The following is a 24022-nucleotide window of genomic DNA, read 5'->3' as shown; positions in this document are numbered from 1 at the left end:
TCCGAATGTTTGTGTCTCTCGTTCTTGCGTGTGCCCTGGGTGAAAGCGTACTAGCAGAGCCATTGGACAAATGGCTGTTAGAAAAGACCGAAGCAGACGAAGCGCTACTGCGATCGGCTGTATTGAGGGAAAATGGTCGGGACATCCGACTGCTAGAGAACTCGACAACTTACGTTCCGTTCTTTGTCGAGTCCCCCGATTTTGGTTCCGAACCACAAAATTACGACGGCAGATCAATGACGCAGTTCTTCAATCGGCAAGACGCTTCGTTGCTTGCAGGGGGCTACCTTTATCGAATTGCATTTGGAAACGGAACAGCGCTTTATGCGTTATCTGGTGGGGATTGGGACGGCAAGGCATGGTTTAGCCCGAATCTCGGCAAAGAACTCGAAATTGATCCTCTCAAGGTCTGGGCCGGAAGTGGAGGCGCTGACTTCGCGTATGCGACGATCTTGTCAGGCGTTCCGCCTCGCCTAGTGTTGTTTGATGGGAACGGAGCAGTGAAGGAAGAACGATGCTTCGGACTGTCCGACCCTGACTTGGAAGCAAAAATCCAAGACGCCGAGAATCAGTATTCGAGGGATGGCGAACCAGCATTGGAACTGGTCTCTCTGGCGGAGTATCTTCGGGAGGATGATCCTTCTTGGCGAAGTGTCGAAGTTACATCGTCGTTTAACTTGCGGAACCAGCACAAACGCCCCGAGGAAATCGAGCGCATTGAAGAAATCGAAACGTTGACTCGGAATGAGGCGGAAGATGAACTCCGGTCGCGCCTCGGGCAGCGCGGAGTGGTAGATGAGCCATCGAGTCCCAAAGTTGAGACCGAAGCTTCCCGCAACAACGGCTTGGCGAATGAAGACGAAACCTCTCAATCCGAGACGGCCTTGCGGAACGACGAAAGCGATAACCCTATCTGGCTATTTGTGCTCAGTGTCTTTGTTGCTTTGGGTGTCGTAGTCATAGCGGTCCGTGCGTTCATGCGTGGCCGGGCCTCATAGCGCTGGCGCGACCTCCTCGCCCGTCCCCGCGACGTCATCGCCGCTCGATCTGCCACCACTGCCGAGCTCGCCCTCGCCTTTGTGCCGAAAAAAAGTGCCTGTCCCTATTTCGCCAGAAAAACGCCAGAAAAAAGTGCCTGTCCCTATTTGAAAACGCCAGAAAAAAGTGCCTGTCCCTATTTGAAAGAAATTGACCGAGGGAGGGTGATTGGGTAGTCTCCTAAACATGCGTCGGCGTCGTTTTCTTGCCCCCAAATCTCATCCGGTGGCTTATTACCACTGTGTTTCCCGGGTCGTGAACCGTGACTTTGTCCTCGGCGAGGATGAGAAGGCCCAGTTCTATCGCCTGATGCGACTCTACGAAAAACTTTACCACCTCCGCGTGGTCTCCTACTGCATCATGTCCAATCACTTCCATGTGCTCGTGGAGGTGCCTCAACGGCCGGCCGAGGAGGATCTTCCCGACGATGCGGGGCTCATCTCGCACGTTTTCAACTGCCTCGGTGAGGGTCCTGCGGCCAATCTTCGCTGGGAGCTGGAGCACTATCGCAGCCAAGGCAATGACCAGGCCGCCGAGGAGTTGCGCGAAAAATGGTTCTCACGCATGTGGAACCTCTCCGCCTACATGAAAATTCTCAAACAACGCTTCACGCAATGGTTCAACCGCGTCCATCAGCGCAGGGGCACCCTCTGGGAAGACCGCTTCAAGTCCGTGCTCGTGGAAGGGAAAGGCCCCGCACTCAAGGCCATGGCGGCCTATATCGACCTCAACCCCGTGCGGGCCGGCATTTGCCAGGACCCGGCCGAATACCGCTGGTGTTCCTATGGCGAGGCCGTCGGCGGCAGCCGAATTGCCCGCCGCGCGCTGGCCTGGCTCGACAGCTGGGTGGTCGGCTCCACTGGCGAGCCCCGCCCCCGGCGAGACTCGGAAAAATCCCCCAGCATCAGGGAATCCCTCCGCCGTTATCGCTGCTATCTCTTCGGCGTTCCCGAAAGTGAGATCCGCCAAGAAGAGGAGCTCGCGCACGAAGAGGGTGGCGGACGCGCGCAGATCTTCCGCGACCGCATTTCGCGGGAAAAAGCCCTCGAAGTCCTCGCTAGCGGAGTTCGGCTGGAAGCCGCCGACTACCTGCGCTGCCGGGTGCGCTACTTCCTCGATGGGGTCGCTCTCGGTAGCAAATCCTTCCTCGCCGAGCTCTTCGAGGCCACTCGGGACGAGCATTTCGCTCCCTCCCGCCAGACGGGTCCGCGCTCGCTCAAAGGTCTCGCCACCGTCCCCAAGCCCCAACGCCTCTACAACTTCCGCCAACTGGGAAAAGATGCTCTCGGCTGAGGTGGGGGTGCCTAGAGCACGATCTCGGTGCCGATGCCTTGGCTGGTGAAGATTTCCAGCAAAAGAACGTGGGGCAGGCGGCCGTCGATGAAGTGAACTTTGCGGGTGCCGGCCTGCAGGGCGTCGAGGGCGCTGGTGACCTTGGGAATCATGCCGCCGGCGATGGTGCCGTCGGCGATGTAGCCGTCCGCTTCGGTGGGATTGAGGGAGGGGATGAGGGTGCTGGCGTCCTTGGGATCGCGCAGCAGCCCCGGCACGTCGGAAAGGTAGATGAGCTTGGCGGGCTTGAGCGCTTTGGCCAAGGCCGCGGCGGCGAGATCGGCATTGATATTGAGGGCCTGGCCGGTGTCGAGCTCGCGCCCGAGGGGAGAGATGACGGGCACCACGCTTCTGGCGGTGGCCGCTTCCACTTGCTCGATGAGACAGCTGGCCACTTCGCCGACAAAGCCGATGTCTTGTCCGCCTGGGGTCATGCGGGTGGCTTGAAAAACCTCCGTGCCGGGGATGGCGATGCCACGGCCTTCGTGTTTGTTCAGCAAACCAACGAGGTGCGGACTGAGAGTGTGGGTGAGGGTTTTTTCCACCAGTTCGATGGATTTCTCGCAAGTGACGCGGAAGCCGTTGACCCAGGTGGGCTCGAGTCCGGATTCGGCCATGGCGGCGGAGATGGCCTTGCCACCGCCGTGCACGAGGACGGGGTTGATGCCGACGGCTTCGAGGAAAAGGATGTCGCGCATGAAGTCGGAGACCAGCTGCGGGTCTTCCATCACGGAGCCTCCGATCTTGATGAGAAAGGTCTCTCCGCGGAAGTGCTGGAGGTAGGGCAGGGCTTCGATGAGGGTGGCGGCTTTGGCTTGGGCGTCGGTCACGGTTGCTGAGGAAAGCAAAGCGGGCGGGCGAGTCCAGCTTTTGCCAGAAAAAAGAAGCGCTTCTCCCCGCAGAATGGGGGAAAAGCGCTTCGCTGGGGAAGAAGCGGGCGCGCTCAAACGCGTTGAATGAGGGGGGAACCGGCTTCGAGGGCGAAGCGGGCTCGCGAGGTGGTTTTCCCTCCGGGCTGGAGGACGTCGCTGACCACCCGGTAGTCGCTGATCCAACGCTCGGGGGTGAGGGTGCAGAGAGTGTATCCGCGCTCGCGGTTGTAGAATTTGAGGCAGGGATTCTGGCGGAACATGGCCTCCGAGTCGCCGGGGACCTCGTTGCCATTGCCGCCGCTGGAGATGGAGGTGCAGACGAACTCGCTGGCGACTACGGGTTGTTCGGCTTTGCGGTCGTCGAAGCGCAATTCGTTGGCCCAGTTGGAGTGAATATCGCCGGTGAGGACCACGGCATTGGGCACGCGGCGCTCGGCGAGGAAGCGCAGCAGGCGCTCGCGCTCGGCGAGATAGCCTGGCCACTGGTCCATGGAGTAGCCTTCGCCGCCTTTGCTGTTGCGGTTGACCAGGCCCATCATGACTTGTTGGGCGAGGACGTTCCAAGTGGCGGTGGATTGGTTCAGGGAGTGGGTCAGCCAGTCGAATTGTCGTTTGCCCAGCAGGGTATTGCGGGGGCCAAAGGCTTCCGCGTTGAGGGGGGATTGGCGGTCGTTGTTGGGTTGATCGCTCCGGTATTGGCGGGTGTCGAGGACGTTGAATTGGGCGAGGCGGCCGAAGCTGGTTTTGCGGAAGAGTTGGAGGTGCGCGCCCTTGGGGAGGGAGCGCTTCCGCAAAGGCATGTTTTCGTAATAGGCCTGGTAGGCATTGGCGCGGCGGGCGAGGAAGTGGGCGGCGGGGATGCCTTTTTCTTCGGAGATGAGGGTGGCGTAGTTGTTGTCGAACTCGTGGTCGTCCCAAGTAACGAACCAGGGGCAGCGGGCGTGCATCTTCTGCAAGGAGGGGTCGCTTTTGTATTGGGCGTAGCGGATGCGGTAGTCATCGAGGCTCTCGATTTCTTTGCCCAGGTGGGTGCGCACCTTGCCATTGCGGCCGGCTTCGTATTCGTAAATGTAATCGCCGAGGTGGAAAACGAGGTCGACCTCTTGCTCGGCCATGTCCTCGTAGGCGCTGAAGTAGCCTTGCTCCCAGTTTTGGCAGGAGGCGAAGGCGAAGCGGAGTTTGTCGGGGGTGTCGTTGGGTCGGGGCAGGGTGCGGGTGCGCCCCACCGGGCTGGTGGCTTGGCCAGTGTGGAAGCGGTAGAAATACCAGCGATCGGGCTTCAGGTTTTCCAGCTCCACATGGACGGAGTGGCCGAGCTGGGGAGTGGCCAGGGTGGTGCCGGAGGTGACGAGGGAGCGGAAGTTCTCGTCCTCAGCGACCTCGTAGCGGACCTCTACGGGGCGGTTGGGCATGCCCGCGCCGGGTTCGAGGGGCTTGGGAGCGAGGCGGGTCCAGAGCACCACGCCGCGGTGATCGGGGTCGCCGGAGGTGACCCCTAGGGTGAAGGGGGTGTCTCCGCCCGGCTTTTCAGTTTGGCCCCAGGCCCGTTGGCCCAAGAGTGGAATGGCGGCGAGTGAAGCGCCGTAGGAGAGAAGGAGACGGCGCGAGATCGCTCCATCTTGTCGCATGAGTTTATCCAGGGTTGCGAAGTCGGTCATTGGAGTAGCAGAGCAATTAACGGAATTGCTAGCTACGGGGGAAAGGTGACAAAACTGTCGCGAAGTTTTCTGAAAGGGGCGGGTGGAGGAGGCTTGCTGCTAGGGGTTCTTGGCGAGGTTGGTGACGGGACCGCGGCTTTTGACGGTGTTTTTGCGCGCCTGCTCGCCGAGAATGACGGGGAAGGGGGTGTCATTGATGAGGGTGTTGCCCTCGGCCCGGTAGTGATCGGGGGCGTATTTGGCAAAATGGTCCGCAAAGTCACGGGGTGCAGCCGGGTAGTCGGTGGAGAGGAAGTCAAAGCGCATCTTGTAGCCAAGAATAATGGGGCGGGGGGGAGTGGCGGAGAGGCCTTGACCGGCGTGCAGATGGATGTGGTTCTTGGAGCCCTTCAGGGCGACCAAGGGGTGATCGCCGAGGGATTTTGTCGCTGGCAGCACGGTGAGGTCGATGTGCTGGTTGTTGTGGAAATCGGAGTGGATGTAGAGGAGGGGGCCGTAGGCGGCATTGCCTGCGCAACGCACCATTTTTCCCCGGCTTGGGAGGGAATAGCCCTGCACCACACAGTCGGTGACCACACAGTCGGTGACTTCGGCACTGCGGGCGAGGTAGAGCTTCACGCCGGCGCGCATTTTGTCGACCCGGCAATTCTTGACCGTGACGTGCTTGGTGCCGGGGTAGGCGCGGATGCCGTCTTCGGAGAGGTTGATCATGTGGTCGCGGGGAATGGGTACTCCGCGCACCTCCTTGGGCCATTGCAGTTGGTAGTTGAAGTGGCGTGCGAAATCGCCTTCCCCTTTTTCCTCATAGAGGTCATTGCTCGGGCGCAGCTCGCCCTCCACGTGGCAATTTTGCACCAGGATGTCGTCGCCTCCCTGGAAGAAGATGGCGTGGCCAAAAGCCTCCATTTTGACCCGGCAATCGTCGATCACGGCGCGGTCGCCCTTGGCCAGGATGCCGCTGTGCTTCTTGAGCCGGACCACGGCCCCGCCGCCGATGCCATACATGTTGCCATAGCCGTAGGGGCTGGAGCCGCGCACCGTCAGGCGCAACCCTCGCAGGGTGGTGTCGTCGCCATTGGCCCGGAGAGTGACGATTTGGCGGTTGGGGTGGAGTTCGGGATGCTGGTTGTAGCTCCCGAAGTCCGTGATCTCGCTCTTGCCGCTGGGATAGGTATTTTCGATCTCCAGGCCGAGCAAGGTGAGGTGGTCTCCGTCGAGCTGAAAGACCGCTTGGTCGCTTCTGCGCTGTTTTTCCATTTTGCGCAGGGTGCTCACGGGGACCTCGAACTTGACCCCGGTGAGGTCGATTTCATTGTGGGAACCCGTGAAGTGGATGGCATTGGTGCCGTTTTCCAGCTCGGTGATGACGTGGGTGCCGGGCGCCATGCGAATGTGGCGATGGCTCTGCTTGACTGCCTGGCGCAGCTCCTCCACCGACTGCACGGTGAGGGTGCCGGATGAGGCCGGGGTCAGCTCGTGGACGCGGAAGTTCCGGTAGCGATGATGGGTGCCAACCATGCGGAAACCAAAGTAGCCCTCGCGGTAGAAAGGAAAGCGGTCCTCGCTGTAGATCGCTGGGAGGACGCGGGCTTCTTCGCCAGCGGAGGGGCTTTCGATTTGTCCCTGGTCCCCATACTCCAGTTCGTAGACCACCTTTCCATCCACGATGTATTGCAGCAGGTCGTCATAGGCGACCAACTGCACCGTCATCACCTCATTGGGCCGGATGAGGTGGGCGCGGTCCTCGTCCCGGTTGTTGAGGAAGAGATGGTTCGTGCGCTGTCCTTCGATCTCCCGCGGGTAGCGCCGCAGGCGGATGGTGCGGTTGGCATCCCCCGCGCGCCCTCCTCCCGTGCTCGCGTAGTAGCCCGTTATCTTGTCGTAGCTGGCAAACTTTCCGGTATAGGCTGCTGAGTCGAAGAGACTGCCTCCCGCCGGATCGTTCGCCAACCAGAAGTTGTTGATGTCTCGTGCGCTGAGCCCCTTCACCGCCCGGTCCCCCTCGGGGCAAACGACCTCGTAGCTGATGGTGGTGCGGGTGGGCAGCTTTTCCTTGAACCAAATGGTCGCTCCCCGGGAGGGCAAGTAGCAGTCCAGCCAGCCGTCGCGGGCTTCGACGCGGGGCTGCGGTTCGCTGGCCTTGTCCTCGACCTGCACCATCCATTGATCCAGATTGGCAAAGTTGTCTTGCGCAATGAGGGAGCCAATTTCGAAGCGATGGAGGGCCTTTCCCAGGACCTGCGGCTCAGCCGCGTGGCTGGAAGAAGCTTGGAAAACAAGCACCGCAATGGCGAGGCGGCAGATGGAGGGAAATTTCATTGGGCCTCTTACGATCGTTCTCTTTTTCCTTTTCGTGGCCTTTGGGTTGACAAGTTGACCGGCGTGGGGGTGGAAATATTTCGCTCCTCCCCAGCGCACCCAAGCAGCCATCGACATGGGGGGAGATTCTTTCTAGTCTGCTGGCTTGAGCGCGCGGGACAAGGAGAAAGAAGGTATCGTCATCGTAGGCGGGGGACCGGCCGGCTTGCGGGCGGCGGAGGTGGCTTCCGCGGCGGGTGTCCGGGTGACTCTCTACGAAGGAATGCGTTCCGTAGGGCGCAAGTTTCTCATCGCGGGCAAGGGCGGATTCAATATGACTCATGCCGAGCCCTTGGAAAAATTCCAGACCCGCTACCGGGGGCCCGGCCAGCCGGAGGAGTTCTGGCCCCGGGCTTTGGCGAATTTCGACAATCAGGCCATCCGGGGGTGGGCCGCTCGCCTGGGGGTGGGCACCTTCGTGGCCTCCAGCGGACGGGTCTACCCCAAGGCCTTGAAAGCAGCTCCGCTTCTCCGCGCTTGGCTCCAGCGGCTTCGGGAGCAGGGAGTGGAGATTGTGGTCAATCACCGGTTGGTTGATTTGCAGAGCGAGGGGGAGGGATTTTTGCTCACCTTTGAGCAAGCCGGAGAGCGGTTCGAGGTGCGGGCGCGGGCTGTCATTCTGGCCTTGGGGGGAGCCTCCTGGCCGCGCACGGGCTCCGATGGGTCGTGGACCGGGATTTTGCAAAGTCGTGGGCTGGAGCTCACTCCCTTGACTGCGGCCAATTGTGGCTGGGAGGTGGATTGGCCTCGCGAAGTGCTGGCCCGCCATGAAGGCGTCGCGCTGAAAAACCTCGTCCTGCGGGCTGGGGAGGAAGAAGCGCGTGGCGAATTGGTGATGACGCGCTATGGCTTGGAAGGGGGCCCCATTTATAAACTGGGTCCCGCTCTCAAGGCCATGGCCGAGCCCGTGCTCACCATCGACTTCAAGCCCCCCTTCAGCGAGGAAAAGCTCGTCGCCAAGATGGAGTCGGCGCGGCGGAACTTTTGCGCGGAGGCACAGGTCCGTTGGAAGTTGCCGGAAGCGGTTTGCGACCTTCTGCAAGCCTTTCAGGGGCCCTTCGAGTCCGCCCCGAGTCTCGCCAAAGCCACCAAGGCCTTTTCTTTGCCCTTGCGAGCGCCGCGACCGGTTGCCGAGGCCATTTCTTCCGCTGGCGGCCTTCGCTGGTCGGAGCTGGACGAAGATTTGATGGTGAAAAAATTGCCCGGGCTCTTTGTGGCCGGCGAGATGATTGATTGGGAGGCGCCCACCGGCGGCTATCTCATGCAGGGATGCTTCGCCTCGGGGACCCTCGCGGGCCTGGCCGCTGCTGCGTATTGTGAGGGTAGCGAATCGCCTCCCAATTCGTGACAACAAAATGGGAGGCCTAGAGGGACCATCAATATCAATTCCGTCGACGGAAAAACAGGCCGGCCAGTCCCAATCCAGTGAGCAGGAGAGAGGAAGGTTCGGGCACGGCGAGGTAATTATAAGTGACGGAAAGAGAACCCAGACTATCGAGGACCCATCCTGTCGCAGCGTTTCCTTGTTGGATACTGATCCCGAAGAAACCACTGGAGTGGTCGTAGAGAGTGAGGTCTCCACTTTGGGTGAAAAAGTCGAGAGTCTCCGGATCACTGAAACTATAATCTTCGTCAACCGAGACGAGAACCGTGCGAGGAGTGACCCGGGTTTCGTTTTCGTCAATGGGGCCTAAAATGTCGCTGATGAGGTTTCCGCTTTGGAATTCGACGAAATTGTCGTTGGTCCAAAAATCGCTATCATAGGTGGTAGTGGAATTGACTCCGTTCCCGCCAAAGTCTGCGGGGTTCAGGCCAGGGGTAACCAGACCTTGGCGGAGACTCACGTCAGAGGTGGCAACACTGTCGGTGCCGTTGTAATCAGCTGTTCGCCAGATAAAGGTGAGTTCGTAACCAGTCGTTGCGACATAAGAAATGCCAACGTTTTGCAAAACCCCGAGTGAGGGGTCGAAGCCGGGAACTTGAAATTGACCGGAGCGGTTGATTCCTCGCGAGTCATAGGAGTCCGAATAGGTTGCGGTCGAGAATTGTGCGGAAAGTGGGGACAATCCGCACAGGCAAGCCATAATGATGGGGGCAGTCATGTTTTTCATAGACACCCCGTGTCTTCGGAGTATTAAAATAAAAAAGCAATCCTTATTTATAAATTTTACTGATTCTCTGGTGCCGGGACGTAGAGAGTGCCGTTGGCCGGGATGCGTGAGGAGGCGGACAAGGCACAGTGGTTGAGCTTGTTGAGGGTGTCGACGTCCGTGCCCACCTTGGTCGCGACTTCTCCGTAAGAGGTGTTGCTGGGAATGCGGATGAGAATTTTCCTTTTCGGAAGAGAGCTCTCTTTTTCGACGGGCTGGGGAAGGAGGGCAGGCTCGGGCTGAGAGGGGGCGGGATTCGCAGGGGGATTGCTTTGTCTCACCGACGCGGGCTGGCGGGGGGCTGGCGAGTTCTGCCAGCTCGGGGAGGGAGAGGCCACGCGCGCTTCCCCCAGAGCTTGCGCTGGGGGAATGGAGAGCTCCGTCCCGACCCGCAAGCGTTTGGGATCCAGGCCGGGATTGCTGGCCATGAGCACGCTGAGCCCGATGCCGTGGCGCTCGGCAATCTCGGAAAGAGTGTCCCCGGGCCGCACCGCATAGTTGCGCGAACGGGAGGCGCGAATGATGGCATAGCGCTCCGCCTGCTCGCTGCTGGGAATTTGCAGGGTTTTGCCAATTTGCAAGCGCTTGGGATCGATTCCGGGATTAACGGCCATGAGCGCGGAGAGGGGAATGCCGTGGGCTTCCGCGATTTCGGAAAGAGTGTCTCCGCTGCGCACCTGGTGGCGGCTTGCTTGGCGAGGCGGCTGGGGCAGGCCCAAGGCGCCCCCCGCAGTCCATGGCTCTGCGGGGCCGTGAGCATTTGAGGGCATGATGAAGACCTGCTGCTGGGGCTGCTGGCCCGGGTAGGCTTGTTGCTGCGGACTGGGCAGAGGACGGTTGGCGACCTCTTCAATGCGCTTCAGCTGGCTGGTGAAGAGCAATCGCATCTCATGCAATTCCGTCTCCAAGCGGCTCACCCGCTCGTCCTGTGCCCGCAGCCGCTCCATCAAAAAGTCCCGGGACGGATCGCTCGCCACCGGAGCGGGTGCGGCCTGCGGTTCGCGTGCCGGGACTGGCTGATTCTCCCGTGTGCGCGTCTCGTGCTCCTTGGGAATGCAGGAGACGAGAAGAACCGGGAGAGCCAAAGTCAGGGGAAGCGGACGCATGGGGATGAGAAAATGAGACGGATTAAATATTTTAGAAAACTTAAGAAATGTCGAGTCTGTTTTCCCTTTTTTCTTTTAAAATAGGCCCCGGCAAGCTTGCGGGTTGGGTTTTTGCGATAAAATTTTAACCTTTTGAAAGGGAAAGAGCGATTGGGAGGGGCCCCCTGAACCCATGGTTTTCACTAGGGGCTGTTATGTTTGGGCCCCTTTGGCTCCCTTTGGTGCCGGTTGGCTTCCCTAGCCTTTTACTCTTCCAAGGCAAAGAGATCGAGTTGGGGGCTGTTCGCTTGGGGGAGGGTCTCACGGGTGCTCTTGGCCTTGGGATTGGGCGATTTTTTCGCAGAGTCGGGTCGCTGCGCGCTCATCTCCAGATGGCTGAGAATTTCGGTGGCCCGCTTGATGATGGCCGGGGGCAAGCCTGCCAACCGCGCGACCTGGATTCCGTAGCTTTTGTCGGCGGGACCGGGCTGGATTTTGCGGAGAAAGATGATGTCTTCGTTCCATTCCCGCACCGCCACGTTATAATTTTCCACCGACTCGCGGGTGCTGGCGAGGTCGCAGAGTTCGTGGTAGTGGGTGGCGAAGAGGGTGCGCGATTGCGTCAAATCGTGGAGATGCTCGGCCACTGCCCAGGCGATGGAGAGGCCGTCGAAGGTAGCGGTGCCGCGACCGATTTCGTCCAAAATGACCAGGGAATCGGCGGTGGCATTGTTGACGATGAGAGCGGTCTCGTTCATCTCGACCATGAAGGTGGACTGGCCTTGAGCGAGATCATCGGAGGCTCCGACGCGGCAAAAAATCTTGTCCACCAGTCCGATGGTGGCCTTTTCGGCCGGCACGTAGGCTCCGATTTGCGCCATCAGAGTGATCAGGGCCACTTGGCGAATGTAGGTTGATTTCCCCGCCATATTGGGTCCGGTCAGGATGTGCAGGCGACCGCTTTCGGGATCGAGCGAGGTGTCGTTGGGGACGAATTTTTCTTCCACCAGAGTTTGCTCCAGCACGGGATGGCGGGCATTGCTCAGGTGCAAGGTGCGATCGCTGGTGAGCTGCGGGCGGGTGTGCTGATAGAGCTGCGCGGTTTCGGCAAAGGAAAGCAGCACATCAAGGGTGGCGAGGGCTTCGGCGGTCGCTTGCAGGGGGGCGAGGTGCTCGCACACTTGCTGGCGGAGATGGACGAAGAGGTCGTATTCCAGCGCCTTGGCGCGCTCGTCGGAGCCGAGGATTTTTTGCTCCATCTCCTTGAGGGCAGGCGTGATGTAGCGCTCGGCATTGGCCATCGTCTGCTTGCGTTGGTAGTCGTCGGGGACCAGAGAGACCTTGGCCTTGGAGACTTCCAGAAAGTAGCCGAAGACGTTGTTGAACTTCACCTTGAGGGTCTCGATGCCGGTGCGTTTGCGCTCGCTTTCCTGCAATTCCGCCAGCCAGTTCTTTCCCTCCCGGGAGGCCGCGCGCAGTTCGTCCAGCTCGGGAGAATAGCCGTCGCGGATGAGATTGCCGTCTTTGGGCGAAGCCGGGGGTTCGTCGTGGAGGGCTTCGCTAAAAAGAGAGGTCAGCTCGGGAAACTCGCGGATTTCCTCCAGTAATCCGGCGGAAAGAGCGCCTTTTTTGGGCAAAGAGGCCAAATCTTCGCGCAGGACCGGGATGCGTTCGAGGGAATTCTGCAGTGTCTTGAGGTCGCGTGGATTGCCACTGCCTTGCGAAAGGCGGCCCGTGGTGCGCTCGATGTCGCGCACGTCCTTGAGGGTTTCGCGCAGTTTGGAGAGCAGATAGGGCTCGGCGAGGAGTTGCTCTACGGTGTCGAGGCGGGCATCGAGGGCCTCCCGGTCGCGCAGGGGATGGAGAACCCAGTCACGCAGCTTGCGCGCCCCCATGGGGGTGGCGGTGCGGTCGAGGGTGGCCAGCAGAGTGTGCTGGGTGCCGGAGCGCGATTGCACGAGGTCGAGATTGAGCTGGGAAGCGGTGTCGATGAGGACGTGGGCGGCGTGGTCGCGCACGGTGAGGGTGGCGAGGTGATCGCAGTTGCGCCGCAATTGATGGGCGAGGTAGTGGAGGGTGGCTCCCCCCGCACAAATCGCGGGGGTCATCTCCGCGCAGCCGAATCCGCGGAGGGATTGCACCTTGAAGTGATCCTTGAGAGTGTGCTCGGCGGTTTCGGCGAGAAAGGCGTAGGCATCGTAGGGAAAGGCCCCGGGGAGACGGCCCAGCTGCTGGAGCTGGTCATCGGGAATGAGCAGCTCGGAGGGTGCGAGGCGGTGGATTTCGTCGCGCAGGAGGTCGAGGTCGGAGAACTCCGCGAGGGCGAATTCGCCTGTGGAGTGGTCGGCACAGGCGAGGCCGTAGCGGAGCTTTTTTCCGGAGCCCAGTTGGCAAGCGGCGGCGAGATAATTGTGGCGGGTGTCGTCGACCACGGTGAGGTCGTCGATGGTAGAGGCGGAGATGATTTGCGAGATCTCGCGCTCGACCAGTTGCCCGGGTTTGGGCTCGGAGGTTTGTTCGGCGAGAGCGACGCGTTTGCCCGCCTTGACCAGCTTGGCGATGTAGGCGGTGGCGGCGTGGTGGGGCACCCCGGCCATGGGGACGTCGTGGCGTTTGGTCAGGGCCACATTCAGGATGGGCGCGGCGATTTTGGCATCCTCGAAGAACATTTCGTAGAAGTCCCCCAGGCGGTAGAGCAGCAGAATGTCCTCCGGCAGGGAACGGCGAATGGCCTGATACTGGGCCATCATGGGAGTGAGCTTCTTGGTGGTCGACATCGCGCGACCCGAGTTTGCACAGAACCCGGCGCCCGAAGCAAAGGCGGATTCTGAAAAGGTGCGAAGATGGCGGTAGGGAGGTCTCCGGTAGGGCGGTCTCGCCGAGACCGCCGCGAGGATGGGGAAGGTGTGGAGAAGGGGGAAGGCGGTTGTTGGGAGAGTGGGTGTGGGGCGGTGAGATGGGGCCAGGGTGGATTCGGCGGATGCCTCGGCGAGGCATCCCTACCGGAGGCATCCCTACCGGGGACCATCGCGGTGGGGGGATGCTCAGACCCGGTCTTTGAGCGCAAACTTGCCGTTCTCCATCTTGACCAATCCTTGGTCGATGAGTTGCAACAGGGCTCTTTGGAATGAACTCACGGGCTCACGTTCACCTAGTTTCTCCATTGATTGGTGATAGAGATCCTCTGCGGTGAGTTCCTTGCCGGATAAGGCTCGGATGATGTAGTGTTGATTGACTAAAATTGCTCGCTGGGTGGGATCGTTAGAATCACGCCAGATGGCGGCGGCGATGAGAGCGGCGGACCCAAAAAGGCAGGCTCCAAAAATAGCCCAGCCGTCGATTCCTCCCGGTTCGGAAGAGCTGATCAAGGCGACGGGAATGAGGAAGAGGGCAGCGAGAACCAAAGTGAGTTTCATCGATCAGAACCTTTCAGGCCGTCGCCTTCCGCTCAATGAGAATCTTTCGAGGTGAATGTAACGGCCGCTTATCTCAAAAAAAATCCCAATAAAACTGTCTTTCTCGTGTCCAAGTCATTGCCGCTCGTGCAAGGTGCGAGTCGTGAAAAATTGTCTCCCCATGAAATCGTTTTTGTGTCTAATCCTATACTGTCTGAGTGTTTTGAATCTGATGAGTGCGAATCGGGATGCCCAATGGAAGGCGGTTGCGGAAGCGCAGGAAAAGGACCAGCCCCAGACCGTGGTCGCGCTGCTCAAGCCTCTTGAGGAGGCGGCTCGTGCCGAGCAGGCTTGGGGTGAGGCGGGCAAGGCGCTGGTCATGCGGCTGATGGCCGAGGGGGAAGTTCATCGCGAATTGCCGCAGCTTCTGGTCGCCTTGGAAGACGAAATCGCGGAGGCTCCCGCCGAGCTGGAGCCGGTGCTCGAGTTGCTCTCGGCCTCTTTGCTGCATCGTCATTATCAGCAGAATCGTTGGCGATATGCGCAGCGCACCCGGGCGGGGGTGGACGAGGGCGAGGACATCGCGGAGTGGAGCCTGCCGCGTATGTTGGACGAGATCGACGAGCGCTTGCAGGCGGCGTTGGACGCGTCGGAGTTGCTGCAGACCCTTTCGGCCTCGGCTCTCGATGGCTTGCTGGAGAAGAAAAGTGCTCTCGGCGAGCAATTGCGGCCGACTCTCTACGACTTCATCGCCCACGAGGCGGCGGGATTCTATGCCCTGGAGGAAACGGCGGCCGCCAAGCCGGGTGACCTGTGGGAAATGGTGCCCGATTCCCCGGCCTTGGGCGAGGTGGAGGATTTTCTCGCCTGGCAGCCGGAGACGGATGGTTCGCCGCAAGGCCGGGCCCTTGTGATCTATCAGAATTTGCTGCGCTTTCATGAGAACGACGAGGATCCAACTGCTTTTCTGCATGGGCAATTGGAGCGTTTGCTCTGGGCTGAGGAAGCGATTGCGGGCGAGAGCGGGGAGCGCTTTAGGGCGGCCTTGCGGAAATTCATCGCCGAGAATGAGGATCACTTTGCCAGTGCCCGCGCGCGCTATCTGCTCGCGGAAGAGCTGAAGGAGGAGGGGGAGCTGGTGGCTGCGCATGAGATGGCGACGGCCGGGCGGGCGGCCTTTCCCGAGCACCCCTACGGTCTTCTTTGTGGGAATGTCGTCAAGGAGCTGGAGGAGAGAGAATTGCAGCTCGCGACGGAGACGCAGTGGACTCCGGCTGGGGAAGCGATTCAGGTCACGCACAAGAATGTGGGTCGCGTGTGGTTTCGTCTCTATGCCATGACCTTTGGGGAAGGAGAGGAGGCTTTGGCGTCCGAGGCGACGCTTGATGAGGAGGAGTTGCGCCGACTTTTGCAAAAAGAACCGGCTCGGAGCTGGGTCGAGGAGCTTCCCGATGAGGGCGACTATGCGCGGCGCACGAGCCAGGTGACCGCCCCGCAAGATGTGGATCCCGGCTACTATTTCTTGGTTGCGAGTGCAAAAGAGGATTTTTCGATCGAGGACAATGTCGTGGCGAGTCAGGGGATTCACGTCACGCGCTTGGCGCTGGTGACTCGTCGAGCGCCGCAGGGTGGGGTGGATGGTTTCGTGGTCGATGCGGTCACCGGCGCCCCGCAGTCAGGGGTGGAGGTGAAGGCTTGGTGGCAGCCGGTTCATGGCGAGGTGTTCGCAAATTCTAAGAAACATACGGATGAATCCGGATACTTCGCTTTTCCGAAAATGGAGCGTCGCTATGTGGTGATTGCGCAGCGCGAGCAGGATCGGGCGGTGGCGCGTTCGTGGGCCAATCAGGGTTCGCGGCCGGAGAAGGAGGGTTTTCAGCGGAGCGTCTTCTTCACCGACCGGGCCATTTATCGACCGGGCCAGACCATTCATTTCAAGGCCATTCTGGCGCAGGGGAATCAGGCTGAGGGAGATTACGCGACCCTTCCGGATCGAGCGGTGACGGTGCGTTTGCTCGATGTGAACCGGGAGGAAGTGGCGCAGTTGTCGTTGACTTCCAATGCGCGGGGTTCGGTGGCGGGAGCCTTCCCCGCGCCGCAGGGTCGGGCTTTGGGCCGCTATCAAATTGTCTGTGAAGAGATCTCCGGCAGCACCTCTGTTCGCGTGGAGGAATACAAGCGGCCCAAGTTTTTCTCGGAAATTGAGGCCGCTAGCAATGAAGCGGCGCTGGGGGAAGAGGTGAAGGTGACGGCCCGCGCGGAGGCTTACACCGGGGCAGCGGTCGATGGGGCCAAGGTGGCCTGGCGAGTCACCCGGCAAACCCGTTGGCCGGACTGGATCGGCTGGTGGCGCTCGGACCTGCCGCATTCCAGCGCGGAGGAAATTGCCCAAGGTGAGGGGGAGACCGACGCGCAGGGGCAGTTCGAGCTGAGTTTCACCGCCAAGCCGGATGCGGAGGTTCCCGTCGAGCAGGAGCCGGTTTTCGATTACCTCGTCACAGTGGACATCACGGATGGAGCGGGTGAGACCCGCAGTGCCAGCCGCACGATTTCGGTCGCTTACACCACCCTGCAGGCTTCGCTGGAGACGGATGCGTGGCTGACGACGGAAGAGCCGGTCGCGGTGAGGGTGCGCACGCTTTCCCACGATGGGGAGCCGCGCGCGGCTGAGGGGGTGGTGAAAATCCATCGCCTGCAAGAGCCGGAAACTTGCCCGCGTGCTCAATCAGGAAGCAATATTGATCCTTTTGCTGGTATTGGGGAGGGTGTCTATGGAGCCCGCGATATTGAGAGACCAGAGGATTGGGAACTGGGAGAAATGGTTCGGGAGTTCGCTTTTTCCACCTCCGCAGAAGGTGAGGAAGCGGGACTGGCGGAGCTGGCGGCGACTTTGGACGCGGGCGCTTATCGGCTCGTTCTCACGAGCAAGGATGCCAACGGGCGCGAAGTGAAGGCCTTCCGCATGATTCAAGTGCTCGACCCGGCGGGGGAGGACTTTCCGACCATGGTGCCGTTCTACACCGTTGCACCGGAGCATATGGTCGAGCCGGGAGAAGAGTTCTCCTTGCTCTGGGGCAGTGGTCATGAAGAAGCGCGGGCGGTGGTTGAGATTTATCAGGATCAGCAGCTTCTCCAGCGCACCTGGACCCAGGGCGGGCGCACGCAGGAGATGATTCGCTTTCCGGTTACAGAGAAGCAGCGCGGTGGCTTCACGGTGACGATTTTTCAGGTGAGCCAGAATCGCTTCCATCAGGCCACCCGCCAGGTCTCCGTGCCGTGGACCAATCAAGAGCTCACCGTGCGTTGGGAGCATATGGTCAACAAGCTGGAACCCGGCGCGAAGGAGAGCTGGACGGCGGTGGTGGAAGGGGCTGGCGGAGAGGCAGCGGTGGCGGAGATGGTGGCCACGATGTATGATGCTTCGCTGGATGCCTTTGCAAGTCATCGCTTCCGGGACTTGGCCTCTTTTTATCGCCGGGAAAGCGGAGTTTGGCTGAGTCCGGATTTCAGCTCGGATTTCGAGTACTTTGAGGCCCAGAGTCATTTCGCAAGCGGGCGGTGGCATTCCCTGGGGGACATTTACCGTGGGTTTTTCTTTGGAGAAACGGGATTCGGCTCGGACCCTGGATTGCCAGTCCGGCGATCCAGGGCTATGGCTATGCCTTCCGCACCCATGATGCTTGGGGGAAGGGTGGCAGAGGCCGAGGTGGATTCGTTTGCGGCGGAACCTGTTGCTGAGGAAGGGATAATGAAGTCGGTGGCTGTTCGTTCTGATGCAGATGGGAGTGGTGAGGATGGCGAGGCGGGAGCTCCGGTGTCCGTGCGCACCAATCTGAACGAAACGGCCTTTTTCTTTCCCGACCTTGTCAGCGATGAGGAGGGGCGGGTGCGCATCAGTTTCACCATCCCGGAGGCTTTGACCACTTGGCGATTTCTCGCTCTCGCTCATGACGACAGGTTGCGGAGTGGCTTGCTGGAAAGCGAAGTGGTCACCGCCAAGGATCTGATGGTGCAGCCCAATCCGCCGCGTTTCCTGCGGGAGGGCGATGAGCTGGAGTTCACCGTTAAGGTCACTAATCAGAGCGAAGAAACCCAGAGCGGGGTGGCGAAGTTGGACCTCGCAGACGCGGCCACGGACGAGAGCCGGAACGCCGCGCTGGGGGTGGAGGAGCTGGAAAAGTCCTTTGAGATTCCGGCCAAAGAAAGCCGCACGGTGAGCTGGCGATTGTCCGTGCCCGATGGAGCGGGCTTCCTGCGTTATCGAGCCACAGCCACGACTGGGAGCCTGACCGATGGCGAGGAGGGCTGGTTGCCTGTGCTGCCGCGCCGCGTGCTCGTCACCGAGTCGATGGCGCTGCCCATTCGCGATGCCGGGGAGAAGGAGTTCGCTTTCGACAAACTGCTCGCGAGCGGGGACTCGGAGACTTTGCAGAATCAGTTCGTGCATTTGCAGGTGGTCTCGCAACCGGCCTGGTATGCGGTCATGGCGCTGCCCTATCTGATGGAATTTCCCCACGAATGCGCCGAGCAGACCTTCAATCGCTACTACGCCAACGCGCTGGCCGCTCACATCGCGAACTCCGATGCGAAGATTCGCCGTATCTTTGACCTGTGGAAAAACACAGAGGCTCTCGACAGTCCTTTGCTGAAAAACGAGGACCTCAAGGGCTTGCTCCTTGAGGAAACACCCTGGCTGGCGGAGGCGAAGAACGAGTCGGAAGCCCGCCGCCGGGTGGGGCTGCTCTTTGAAGAAAACAAGCTCACTTTCGAGTTGGAACAGGCGCTGCAGAAAGTGAGCGAGATGCAGGGCGAGGACGGGCTCTGGCCGTGGTTTCCGGGTGGCCGGGGCAATGCCTACATCTCCCGCTATCTCGTCACCGGTTTTGCGCGTCTTCGCCACCTTGGGGTGGAGAGCGACCTCAGCCCGGCCTTGCAGGCGCTGGCCGCTCTCGATGCGGATTTGAGTGAGAGTTACGAGAGAATCCGTAGGAATGGCGATCTCGACGAGAACAATCTTAGCCAGGGGGTGGCGCATCACCTTTACATGCGGAGCTTTTTCCTGCGGGACAAGAAGCTCACCGCCCGCGATCAGGTCGCCTTCGACTACTTTGTTGCGCAGGCCAAGGAGCATTGGACCTCTCTGAGCGATCGGATGTCGCGCGCCCACACCGCGCTGGCTTTGCACCGCCTCGGCGAGACCGAAACGGCCCAGCTCATCACTCGTTCGTTGAAGGAGCATGCCCTCGTCGACGAGGAGCAGGGCATGCGCTGGAATGACGAGCGCGGCTGGTGGTGGTGGCAGGCTCCCATCGAGAGTCAGGCTCTCATGATCGAGGCCTTTGCCGAAGTCGATCAGGACGAGCAAGCGGTGGAGGATTGCCAGGTCTGGCTCATCAAGCAGAAGCAAGTGGGCGACTGGGAGACCACCAAGGCTACCGCCGATGCCGTCTACGCTCTGCTCATGGGTGGGAGAAACCTTCTTTCTTCCAAGGAATTGCTAGAGGTCACGCTCGGGGGGGAGAAGGTGGTCCCGGAGCAGGTCGAGCCCGGCACCGGGATGTATGAGGAGCGTCTCATGGGTGCGGAGGTGAAGCCTGCGCTGGGGCAGATCACTTTGCACAAAAAGGACAAGGGCGTGGCCTGGGCCAGCTTGCATTGGCAGTATCTGGAGGACTTGGGGAAGGTCACCTCCGAGGCGGGCGAGGAACTCCAGCTGGAGAAAAGGCTCTTTGTGAAACGCCACACCGACCAAGGCGAGGTGCTGGAGCCGGTGACCGGTCCGGTGGCCGTGGGCGATGAGCTCGTCACCCGTCTCATTCTTCGCAACGACCGCGCCATGGAGTTCGTCCACCTCAAGGATCAGCGCGGCAGCGGCACCGAGCCGGTCAATGTCCTGAGCGGCTACCGCTGGCAGGACGGATTCGGTTACTACGAGATGACCCGGGACACCGCGAGCCACTTCTTCATCGACCACTTGCCTGCGGGCACCCATGTCTTCGAGACCAGCGTGCGGGTGCAGCATCGCGGGGTCTATCAAACCGGTCTGGCCGAGATTCGCTGCATGTATGCCCCCGAGTTCGCGGCCCACAGCGCCAGCGTGGCGGTGGAGGTGCGCTAAGTCACCTCCTCGCTTTTCAGGTTCACCCGGCTCTCAGCCCTTGCCAGCAAGTGGGAGGGCTGGGTGTGGAGGGCGAAGGAGATGCGGGTGAGGAGTTCTAGGCCGGGATTCTGCACGCCGCTCTCCAGGCGGGTGATGGTGGTGGTGATGCAGCCCGCTCGTTGCGCCAGTTCTCGCTTGGACAACCCGGCCTCTTCTCGTGTTTGCCGCAAGACGAGGGCCAGTTCCGTGAGGAGGGTTTCTGACGGGCTGGGATTGGCCATCCGCCAGTATGAGAACGAATTCTCTTTTGACAGAGAGTGTCGAATTTGAGACTCTTTCCTGTCCTCAATTTAAGCATGTTATGAGTCTCGTGAAATCCCCCCTGTCTGTGTTGTTCGCTTCTTGTCTCTCCCTCGCCGGGCAAGGGCCTTCTGCTGCTCCTGCCAGACCTTGCATTGGGAGTTGGCGGAGGAGGGGCAGGCGGATGGATCCGTCTGGACCACGGCTGCCTTCGATACAGTGAGAGGGGCGAGTTATACTTTGCAGGCCAGTGGGGATTTGCGGGATTGGTCTCCTTTGCAGTCTTTCTATGCCATGGGGCAGCGTCTCGAGCTCGCTCTTTTCGAGAGAGAGGCCGCGCCCTCAAGCCCGCCGGGAGGGGGAGCGCCTGCCCTTCCTCCAGAACCGTTTGTGAGTGTGTCCTTCCAGTTGCAAGCAATTGATGACTGGAATATTGCGGTCACCTGGCCGTCGTTGGACGATTCCTTCTCGGGCCATGTCCGGCGCATTTTGCCGATGGCCTTGGTGCCGGAGTGGAGCGAGGTCCCGTTTTATTTCCATCAACATGGCGATTTTCACTTTTTTCTCTTCGCCCTGACGAGCAATCCGGTGGCGGCGGGGAGCTTTTTGCCCACCAGTGATCAGGAACTCTCCGCTGCTGATCGGGCTGCTTTCCTGCAGTTGCAGAATGACTTTTGGGAGGTGCAGCAGACGGTGGTGGCTAATCATGCCGCGTGGGAAAATAGTCCCGTGCCGCCGCCGCCGAGCCCGCAGGCCAAGAGGTTTTATCGCTTGGCGCAGTATTTTCCGGACTCCGATGGCGATGGCCTGAACGATGCCTTCGAGTATGCGCATGAGGGGGCTCTTGATCCCTTTGATGAAGATTCCGATGGCGATGGCATTCCTGATGGCGCGGATGCCGATACTCCGGCCGGTGGGGAGGTGGCTGCGGCCGAGGAGGTCTTGCCGGGCTTGCAGCCGGAGGTTCAATTTTTTGCCCGGGGTTTCCGGCTTGAGGGCTACGTGGAGACTTCCAGCCGCTTGGTCACGATGGGTGCTGCCGCCGTGCCGGATGGGGAGTTCTGGACCTTGACCGGGGAGGTGCAAAATTCTCACTTCCCGTCCGCGAGCTATCAGGAGAAAATTTCTGAATCAAACAGCGCTTCGCGTTCGTTTGCAGAGATGGTGGCTGATTTTTCTTGGGATGAACCGGATCCAGACGCTTCTCTGGAGGACCAGTGGTGGTGGGGTCACCGGGGCACCATGCCTTTGCTGAAGATGGCCGAAGGCCTGCAGAATTATCCCTTTCAGCGGCGGGAGCGGGAGAGCCAGTTTCAGGTTGTGGCCAGTCTGGAAGACCCGGCGGAAAGGGTGCGGCGGCTGCGTCTTCCCCTGGTGGGCATCCGTCACTACGAGACTCAGCTGGGGGACGGCTCGCTGGAGACCGGGGCGGAGGCCCTTTATCCCCAGGGGGAGGGCCAGCACCGGATGCTTGACTTCGAGATCGCGGCCGGCAAGCGCAACTCCCTCGGCGAGCTTGTCACCACCACGGTCTATCCGCTTCCCGCACAAACGGCCACCAGCACCAGTTGGCTGAGCTTTTCTCTCCTGCGAGCTGAGGGCCTGGATGAAAAGAGCGGCCAAGGGGAGGATGTCGCCAGCGGGGTCGATGCCACCTCTTGGTTGGCCGACCCCACCGCCGGCGGCTATCAGGACAAGCTCTGGATCATGGCCCCAGCCGGGGCGGAAAACACCCTTCGCCTGAGCACCGGAGCCAGTGCGCAGTATCCTCTGGAGCTGGTCGCGGGGGCTGGGGACCAGGTCACTCCCGCCACCCTGACCCAAGCGATCCAGACTGTGAAGTGGACCGCCACCGGCAGCGAGGAGAGCGAGCGCACCTTGTCCTTCAAGTTCGCGGGTAGTGAGGCCATAGCGCTGCCCGTCGGCATCAAGGTGATGCCCCGCCGGGAAATCGAGGTGATGGTCCATCCCATCCAGGGGCAAGTGACCCGGGGCAGCCAGCCCGGCCCGGATATCCTGCCGAGCGAGAAAGAGATTCAGGACTATCTCGACCAAGTTTTTGAGGAACAGCTCAATCTGAAATGCCATGTCACCCTCCAGCCCACGAAAGTGGTGAACTGGGACATCGCGGATGGGAGGGCCGCGGGAGAGTCTCCGCTATTCGCGCCTCATTATCCCCAGCGAATGGTTGAAGCTGACCCACCAAACCCGAATTCAAGTCTCCCTGCACCCGTAACAATCTCGATTCCAGAAGATGGAAAATTCGATCTACGTAGTGGAAGCCGTAGTCCCGAGCAGGCTGTTGTCATTGCCGCAACCAATGAGCAGATTGCGCATATTCACGTTTACCTGATGGGGGACAGCTCTGAGATGAGAAGAATTGAGTTTCCACCAGAGCAGCCGTCGGGTGAGATGGTTTTGATCGCAGAAAAACCACTGGCGGGATTTGCGGATTTCGGCAATATCCCTGCGATTTGTTGGGTTGATGCTGAGCGAGAAAAGAAAACTGAGGCCAGTCTAGATGATGTGCTTTCGACCTTGGCTCACGAAATCGGGCATCACCTTGTGGGAGACGATCACCCTGATGAGGGACGGGGGGTTGCTCCCCTTCAAGGGTCTGATTTAAGTCATCGCTTGATGTTGAATGGAGCAAGCCCGTTGCGTAGAAACCCTACTGGAACTCAGCTTGTAAAGGCTGAATGGGATAAGTTCGACAGTAGGATACAAGATATTGTTGGAGAGAAACTAGTTCCGAAATAAATGAAAGATTCTACAGCCGCTAATGTGTTGATTGTTATTTTGATGCCCTTTCTTATTGCTCAAAATCATACCGAATTTAAACAATTTAGCCAAAAAGAAATTGATGATTCTGCTGAATCGATTGATAATATGAGTGGGATTCTCGAGAGGATATCAGCTAATGGAAGTATAAGTGATTCTGATTTAAAAAGCTTATCGGTGACTCTTCAATATCGAAATCCTGATGTCTTTTCTGCAGACAGAGCTAGAGCTGACGAAATTCACGAACTTTATTGGAAATCTCGTGAAGTGCTGCTGAATCATGAAGGGCATGCGAGTCATTTTGTGAACAAAATTGTTGAACACTATGAGGCTCTAGAGAGAGGTGAAGCCAGCTGGTCGGTAGTAAAAGGCGACATTCGGTGGGACATTAATGCTCTTCAGGTCATGCCTTCTCATGAATGTGTGGTGGGGTTAACTTCTCTCTTGGGTATGCAAAAAAACTGGTTTGGAAATAGATATCTTGGGCGAAAGCAGATTGTTTATAACGGTCAGGCTCCCAATGACCGCTTTCCTTCGATAGCCGGGATGGCGGCGTCCGCGCTTTATGAGCTGGGGATTGCGGACGGAGCAGCCGAAGAAGTCCTCCTTCCAGGTGGGCAAAAAGTCAAACTCGGCTATGGATATGGGGGAGATTTTTTTGTTTCTGCTTGGCAGGAATGGTGGCAGGAGGTCTTGGATGGAGAGAGGGTCTTTCAATTCGAGGGCGACCCGGCTCGTTACAATGCCGAGGGTCCGGTGGGCCCGGATTGGCAGCCCCGCAGCGTGCGTCGTCAGAAGGAGAAACAGTTGGCCGGGCTGGTGACGCGCTCTGAAGAGGGCAAGGAGCCTCCCTCCCTGGCCAATCCCTGGCTAAAGGGGGCGGTGATCTTGTTGATTGGCGCAATAATCGTTTTCCTCGGAAGCCGTTTGCGGAGGGCTTCTTGAACAGAAAG

The 24022-nt window shown here is 59.8% G+C and carries 14 protein-coding genes; 6 read left to right on the top strand and 8 right to left on the bottom strand.

All coding sequences use genetic code 11. The features are described 5' to 3' along the window. The first annotated feature begins 11 nt into the window (after positions 1-11). Together JIN78_RS00345 and JIN78_RS00340 are read left to right on the top strand one after the other, a co-directional pair. The gene (locus JIN78_RS00345; protein WP_200389926.1) at positions 12-998 is read left to right on the top strand and encodes a hypothetical protein; all 987 of its coding nucleotides are present in this window, start codon (positions 12-14) and stop codon (positions 996-998) included. 265 nt (positions 999-1263) lie between these two features. Beyond that, positions 1264-2331, top strand: a complete 1068-nt coding sequence (locus tag JIN78_RS00340) for a transposase (protein ID WP_307832963.1) — start codon at positions 1264-1266, stop codon at positions 2329-2331. A gap of 11 nt (positions 2332-2342) precedes the next feature. Here JIN78_RS00340 and argB read toward each other — a convergent pair whose 3' ends face one another. The 3 genes from argB to JIN78_RS00325 form a co-directional block, all read right to left on the bottom strand. After that, entirely contained in the window at positions 2343-3200 is an 858-nt protein-coding gene (argB, locus tag JIN78_RS00335) for an acetylglutamate kinase (RefSeq protein WP_200389924.1), read from the bottom strand. A gap of 113 nt (positions 3201-3313) precedes the next feature. Beyond that, a complete protein-coding gene (locus JIN78_RS00330) occupies positions 3314-4900 on the bottom strand; it encodes an alkaline phosphatase D family protein (protein WP_200389923.1) in 1587 nt (528 codons plus the stop codon). Between the two features lie 99 nt (positions 4901-4999). Continuing rightward, positions 5000-7219, bottom strand: coding sequence for a DUF6250 domain-containing protein (locus JIN78_RS00325; RefSeq protein ID WP_200389922.1), 2220 nt, complete (start codon positions 7217-7219; stop codon positions 5000-5002). Between the two features lie 145 nt (positions 7220-7364). Here JIN78_RS00325 and JIN78_RS00320 point away from each other — a divergent pair, with 145 nt between their 5' ends. Continuing rightward, positions 7365-8606, top strand: a complete 1242-nt coding sequence (locus JIN78_RS00320) for a BaiN/RdsA family NAD(P)/FAD-dependent oxidoreductase (protein ID WP_234037685.1) — start codon at positions 7365-7367, stop codon at positions 8604-8606. Between the two features lie 34 nt (positions 8607-8640). Here JIN78_RS00320 and JIN78_RS00315 read toward each other — a convergent pair whose 3' ends face one another. The 4 genes from JIN78_RS00315 to JIN78_RS00300 form a co-directional block, all read right to left on the bottom strand. Beyond that, the gene (locus JIN78_RS00315) at positions 8641-9369 is read right to left on the bottom strand and encodes a PEP-CTERM sorting domain-containing protein (RefSeq protein ID WP_200389921.1); all 729 of its coding nucleotides are present in this window, start codon (positions 9367-9369) and stop codon (positions 8641-8643) included. A 56-nt stretch (positions 9370-9425) separates the two neighbouring features. After that, complete coding sequence (locus tag JIN78_RS00310) at positions 9426-10514, bottom strand: LysM peptidoglycan-binding domain-containing protein (protein ID WP_200389920.1); 1089 nt, start codon at positions 10512-10514, stop codon at positions 9426-9428. Between the two features lie 245 nt (positions 10515-10759). Further along, on the bottom strand, positions 10760-13270 hold the full coding sequence (mutS, locus tag JIN78_RS00305; RefSeq protein ID WP_234037684.1) for a DNA mismatch repair protein MutS: 2511 nt from the start codon (positions 13268-13270) through the stop codon (positions 10760-10762). A 267-nt stretch (positions 13271-13537) separates the two neighbouring features. Next, a complete protein-coding gene (locus JIN78_RS00300) occupies positions 13538-13909 on the bottom strand; it encodes a hypothetical protein (protein WP_200389919.1) in 372 nt (123 codons plus the stop codon). 211 nt (positions 13910-14120) lie between these two features. Here JIN78_RS00300 and JIN78_RS00295 point away from each other — a divergent pair, with 211 nt between their 5' ends. Next, the gene (locus tag JIN78_RS00295; protein WP_200389918.1) at positions 14121-20006 is read left to right on the top strand and encodes an alpha-2-macroglobulin family protein; all 5886 of its coding nucleotides are present in this window, start codon (positions 14121-14123) and stop codon (positions 20004-20006) included. Here JIN78_RS00295 and JIN78_RS00290 read toward each other — a convergent pair. Next, a complete protein-coding gene (locus JIN78_RS00290) occupies positions 20003-20269 on the bottom strand; it encodes a helix-turn-helix domain-containing protein (protein ID WP_200389917.1) in 267 nt (88 codons plus the stop codon). The two genes, JIN78_RS00295 and JIN78_RS00290, sit on opposite strands and share 4 nt — an antisense overlap. Before the next feature lie 169 nt (positions 20270-20438). Between JIN78_RS00290 and JIN78_RS00285 the strand changes: the two genes are divergently transcribed. After that, on the top strand, positions 20439-23048 hold the full coding sequence (locus tag JIN78_RS00285) for a hypothetical protein (RefSeq protein WP_200389916.1): 2610 nt from the start codon (positions 20439-20441) through the stop codon (positions 23046-23048). Beyond that, positions 23049-24014, top strand: a complete 966-nt coding sequence (locus JIN78_RS00280; protein WP_200389915.1) for a hypothetical protein — start codon at positions 23049-23051, stop codon at positions 24012-24014. Positions 24015-24022: the final 8 nt, after the last annotated feature.

This window comes from Roseibacillus ishigakijimensis (assembly GCF_016595415.1).
Classification (GTDB): domain Bacteria; phylum Verrucomicrobiota; class Verrucomicrobiia; order Verrucomicrobiales; family Akkermansiaceae; genus Roseibacillus; species Roseibacillus ishigakijimensis.
Note: the sequence above shows the minus strand (reverse complement) of the source record. Positions and strands in the feature narration are given on the sequence as shown.

Excerpts from the sequence above, each read along its gene's own strand:
- JIN78_RS00325 (WP_200389922.1), bottom strand. The coding sequence starts at position 7,219 with ATGAAATTTCCCTCCATCTGCCGCCTCGCCATTGCGGTGCTTGTTTTC.
- JIN78_RS00315 (WP_200389921.1), bottom strand. The coding sequence starts at position 9,369 with ATGAAAAACATGACTGCCCCCATCATTATGGCTTGCCTGTGCGGATTG.
- JIN78_RS00330 (WP_200389923.1), bottom strand. The coding sequence starts at position 4,900 with ATGACCGACTTCGCAACCCTGGATAAACTCATGCGACAAGATGGAGCG.
- JIN78_RS00295 (WP_200389918.1), top strand. The coding sequence starts at position 14,121 with ATGAGTGCGAATCGGGATGCCCAATGGAAGGCGGTTGCGGAAGCGCAG.
- JIN78_RS00300 (WP_200389919.1), bottom strand. The coding sequence starts at position 13,909 with ATGAAACTCACTTTGGTTCTCGCTGCCCTCTTCCTCATTCCCGTCGCC.
- JIN78_RS00310 (WP_200389920.1), bottom strand. The coding sequence starts at position 10,514 with ATGCGTCCGCTTCCCCTGACTTTGGCTCTCCCGGTTCTTCTCGTCTCC.
- JIN78_RS00280 (WP_200389915.1), top strand. The coding sequence starts at position 23,049 with ATGAAAGATTCTACAGCCGCTAATGTGTTGATTGTTATTTTGATGCCC.
- mutS (WP_234037684.1), bottom strand. The coding sequence starts at position 13,270 with ATGTCGACCACCAAGAAGCTCACTCCCATGATGGCCCAGTATCAGGCC.
- JIN78_RS00290 (WP_200389917.1), bottom strand. The coding sequence starts at position 20,269 with ATGGCCAATCCCAGCCCGTCAGAAACCCTCCTCACGGAACTGGCCCTC.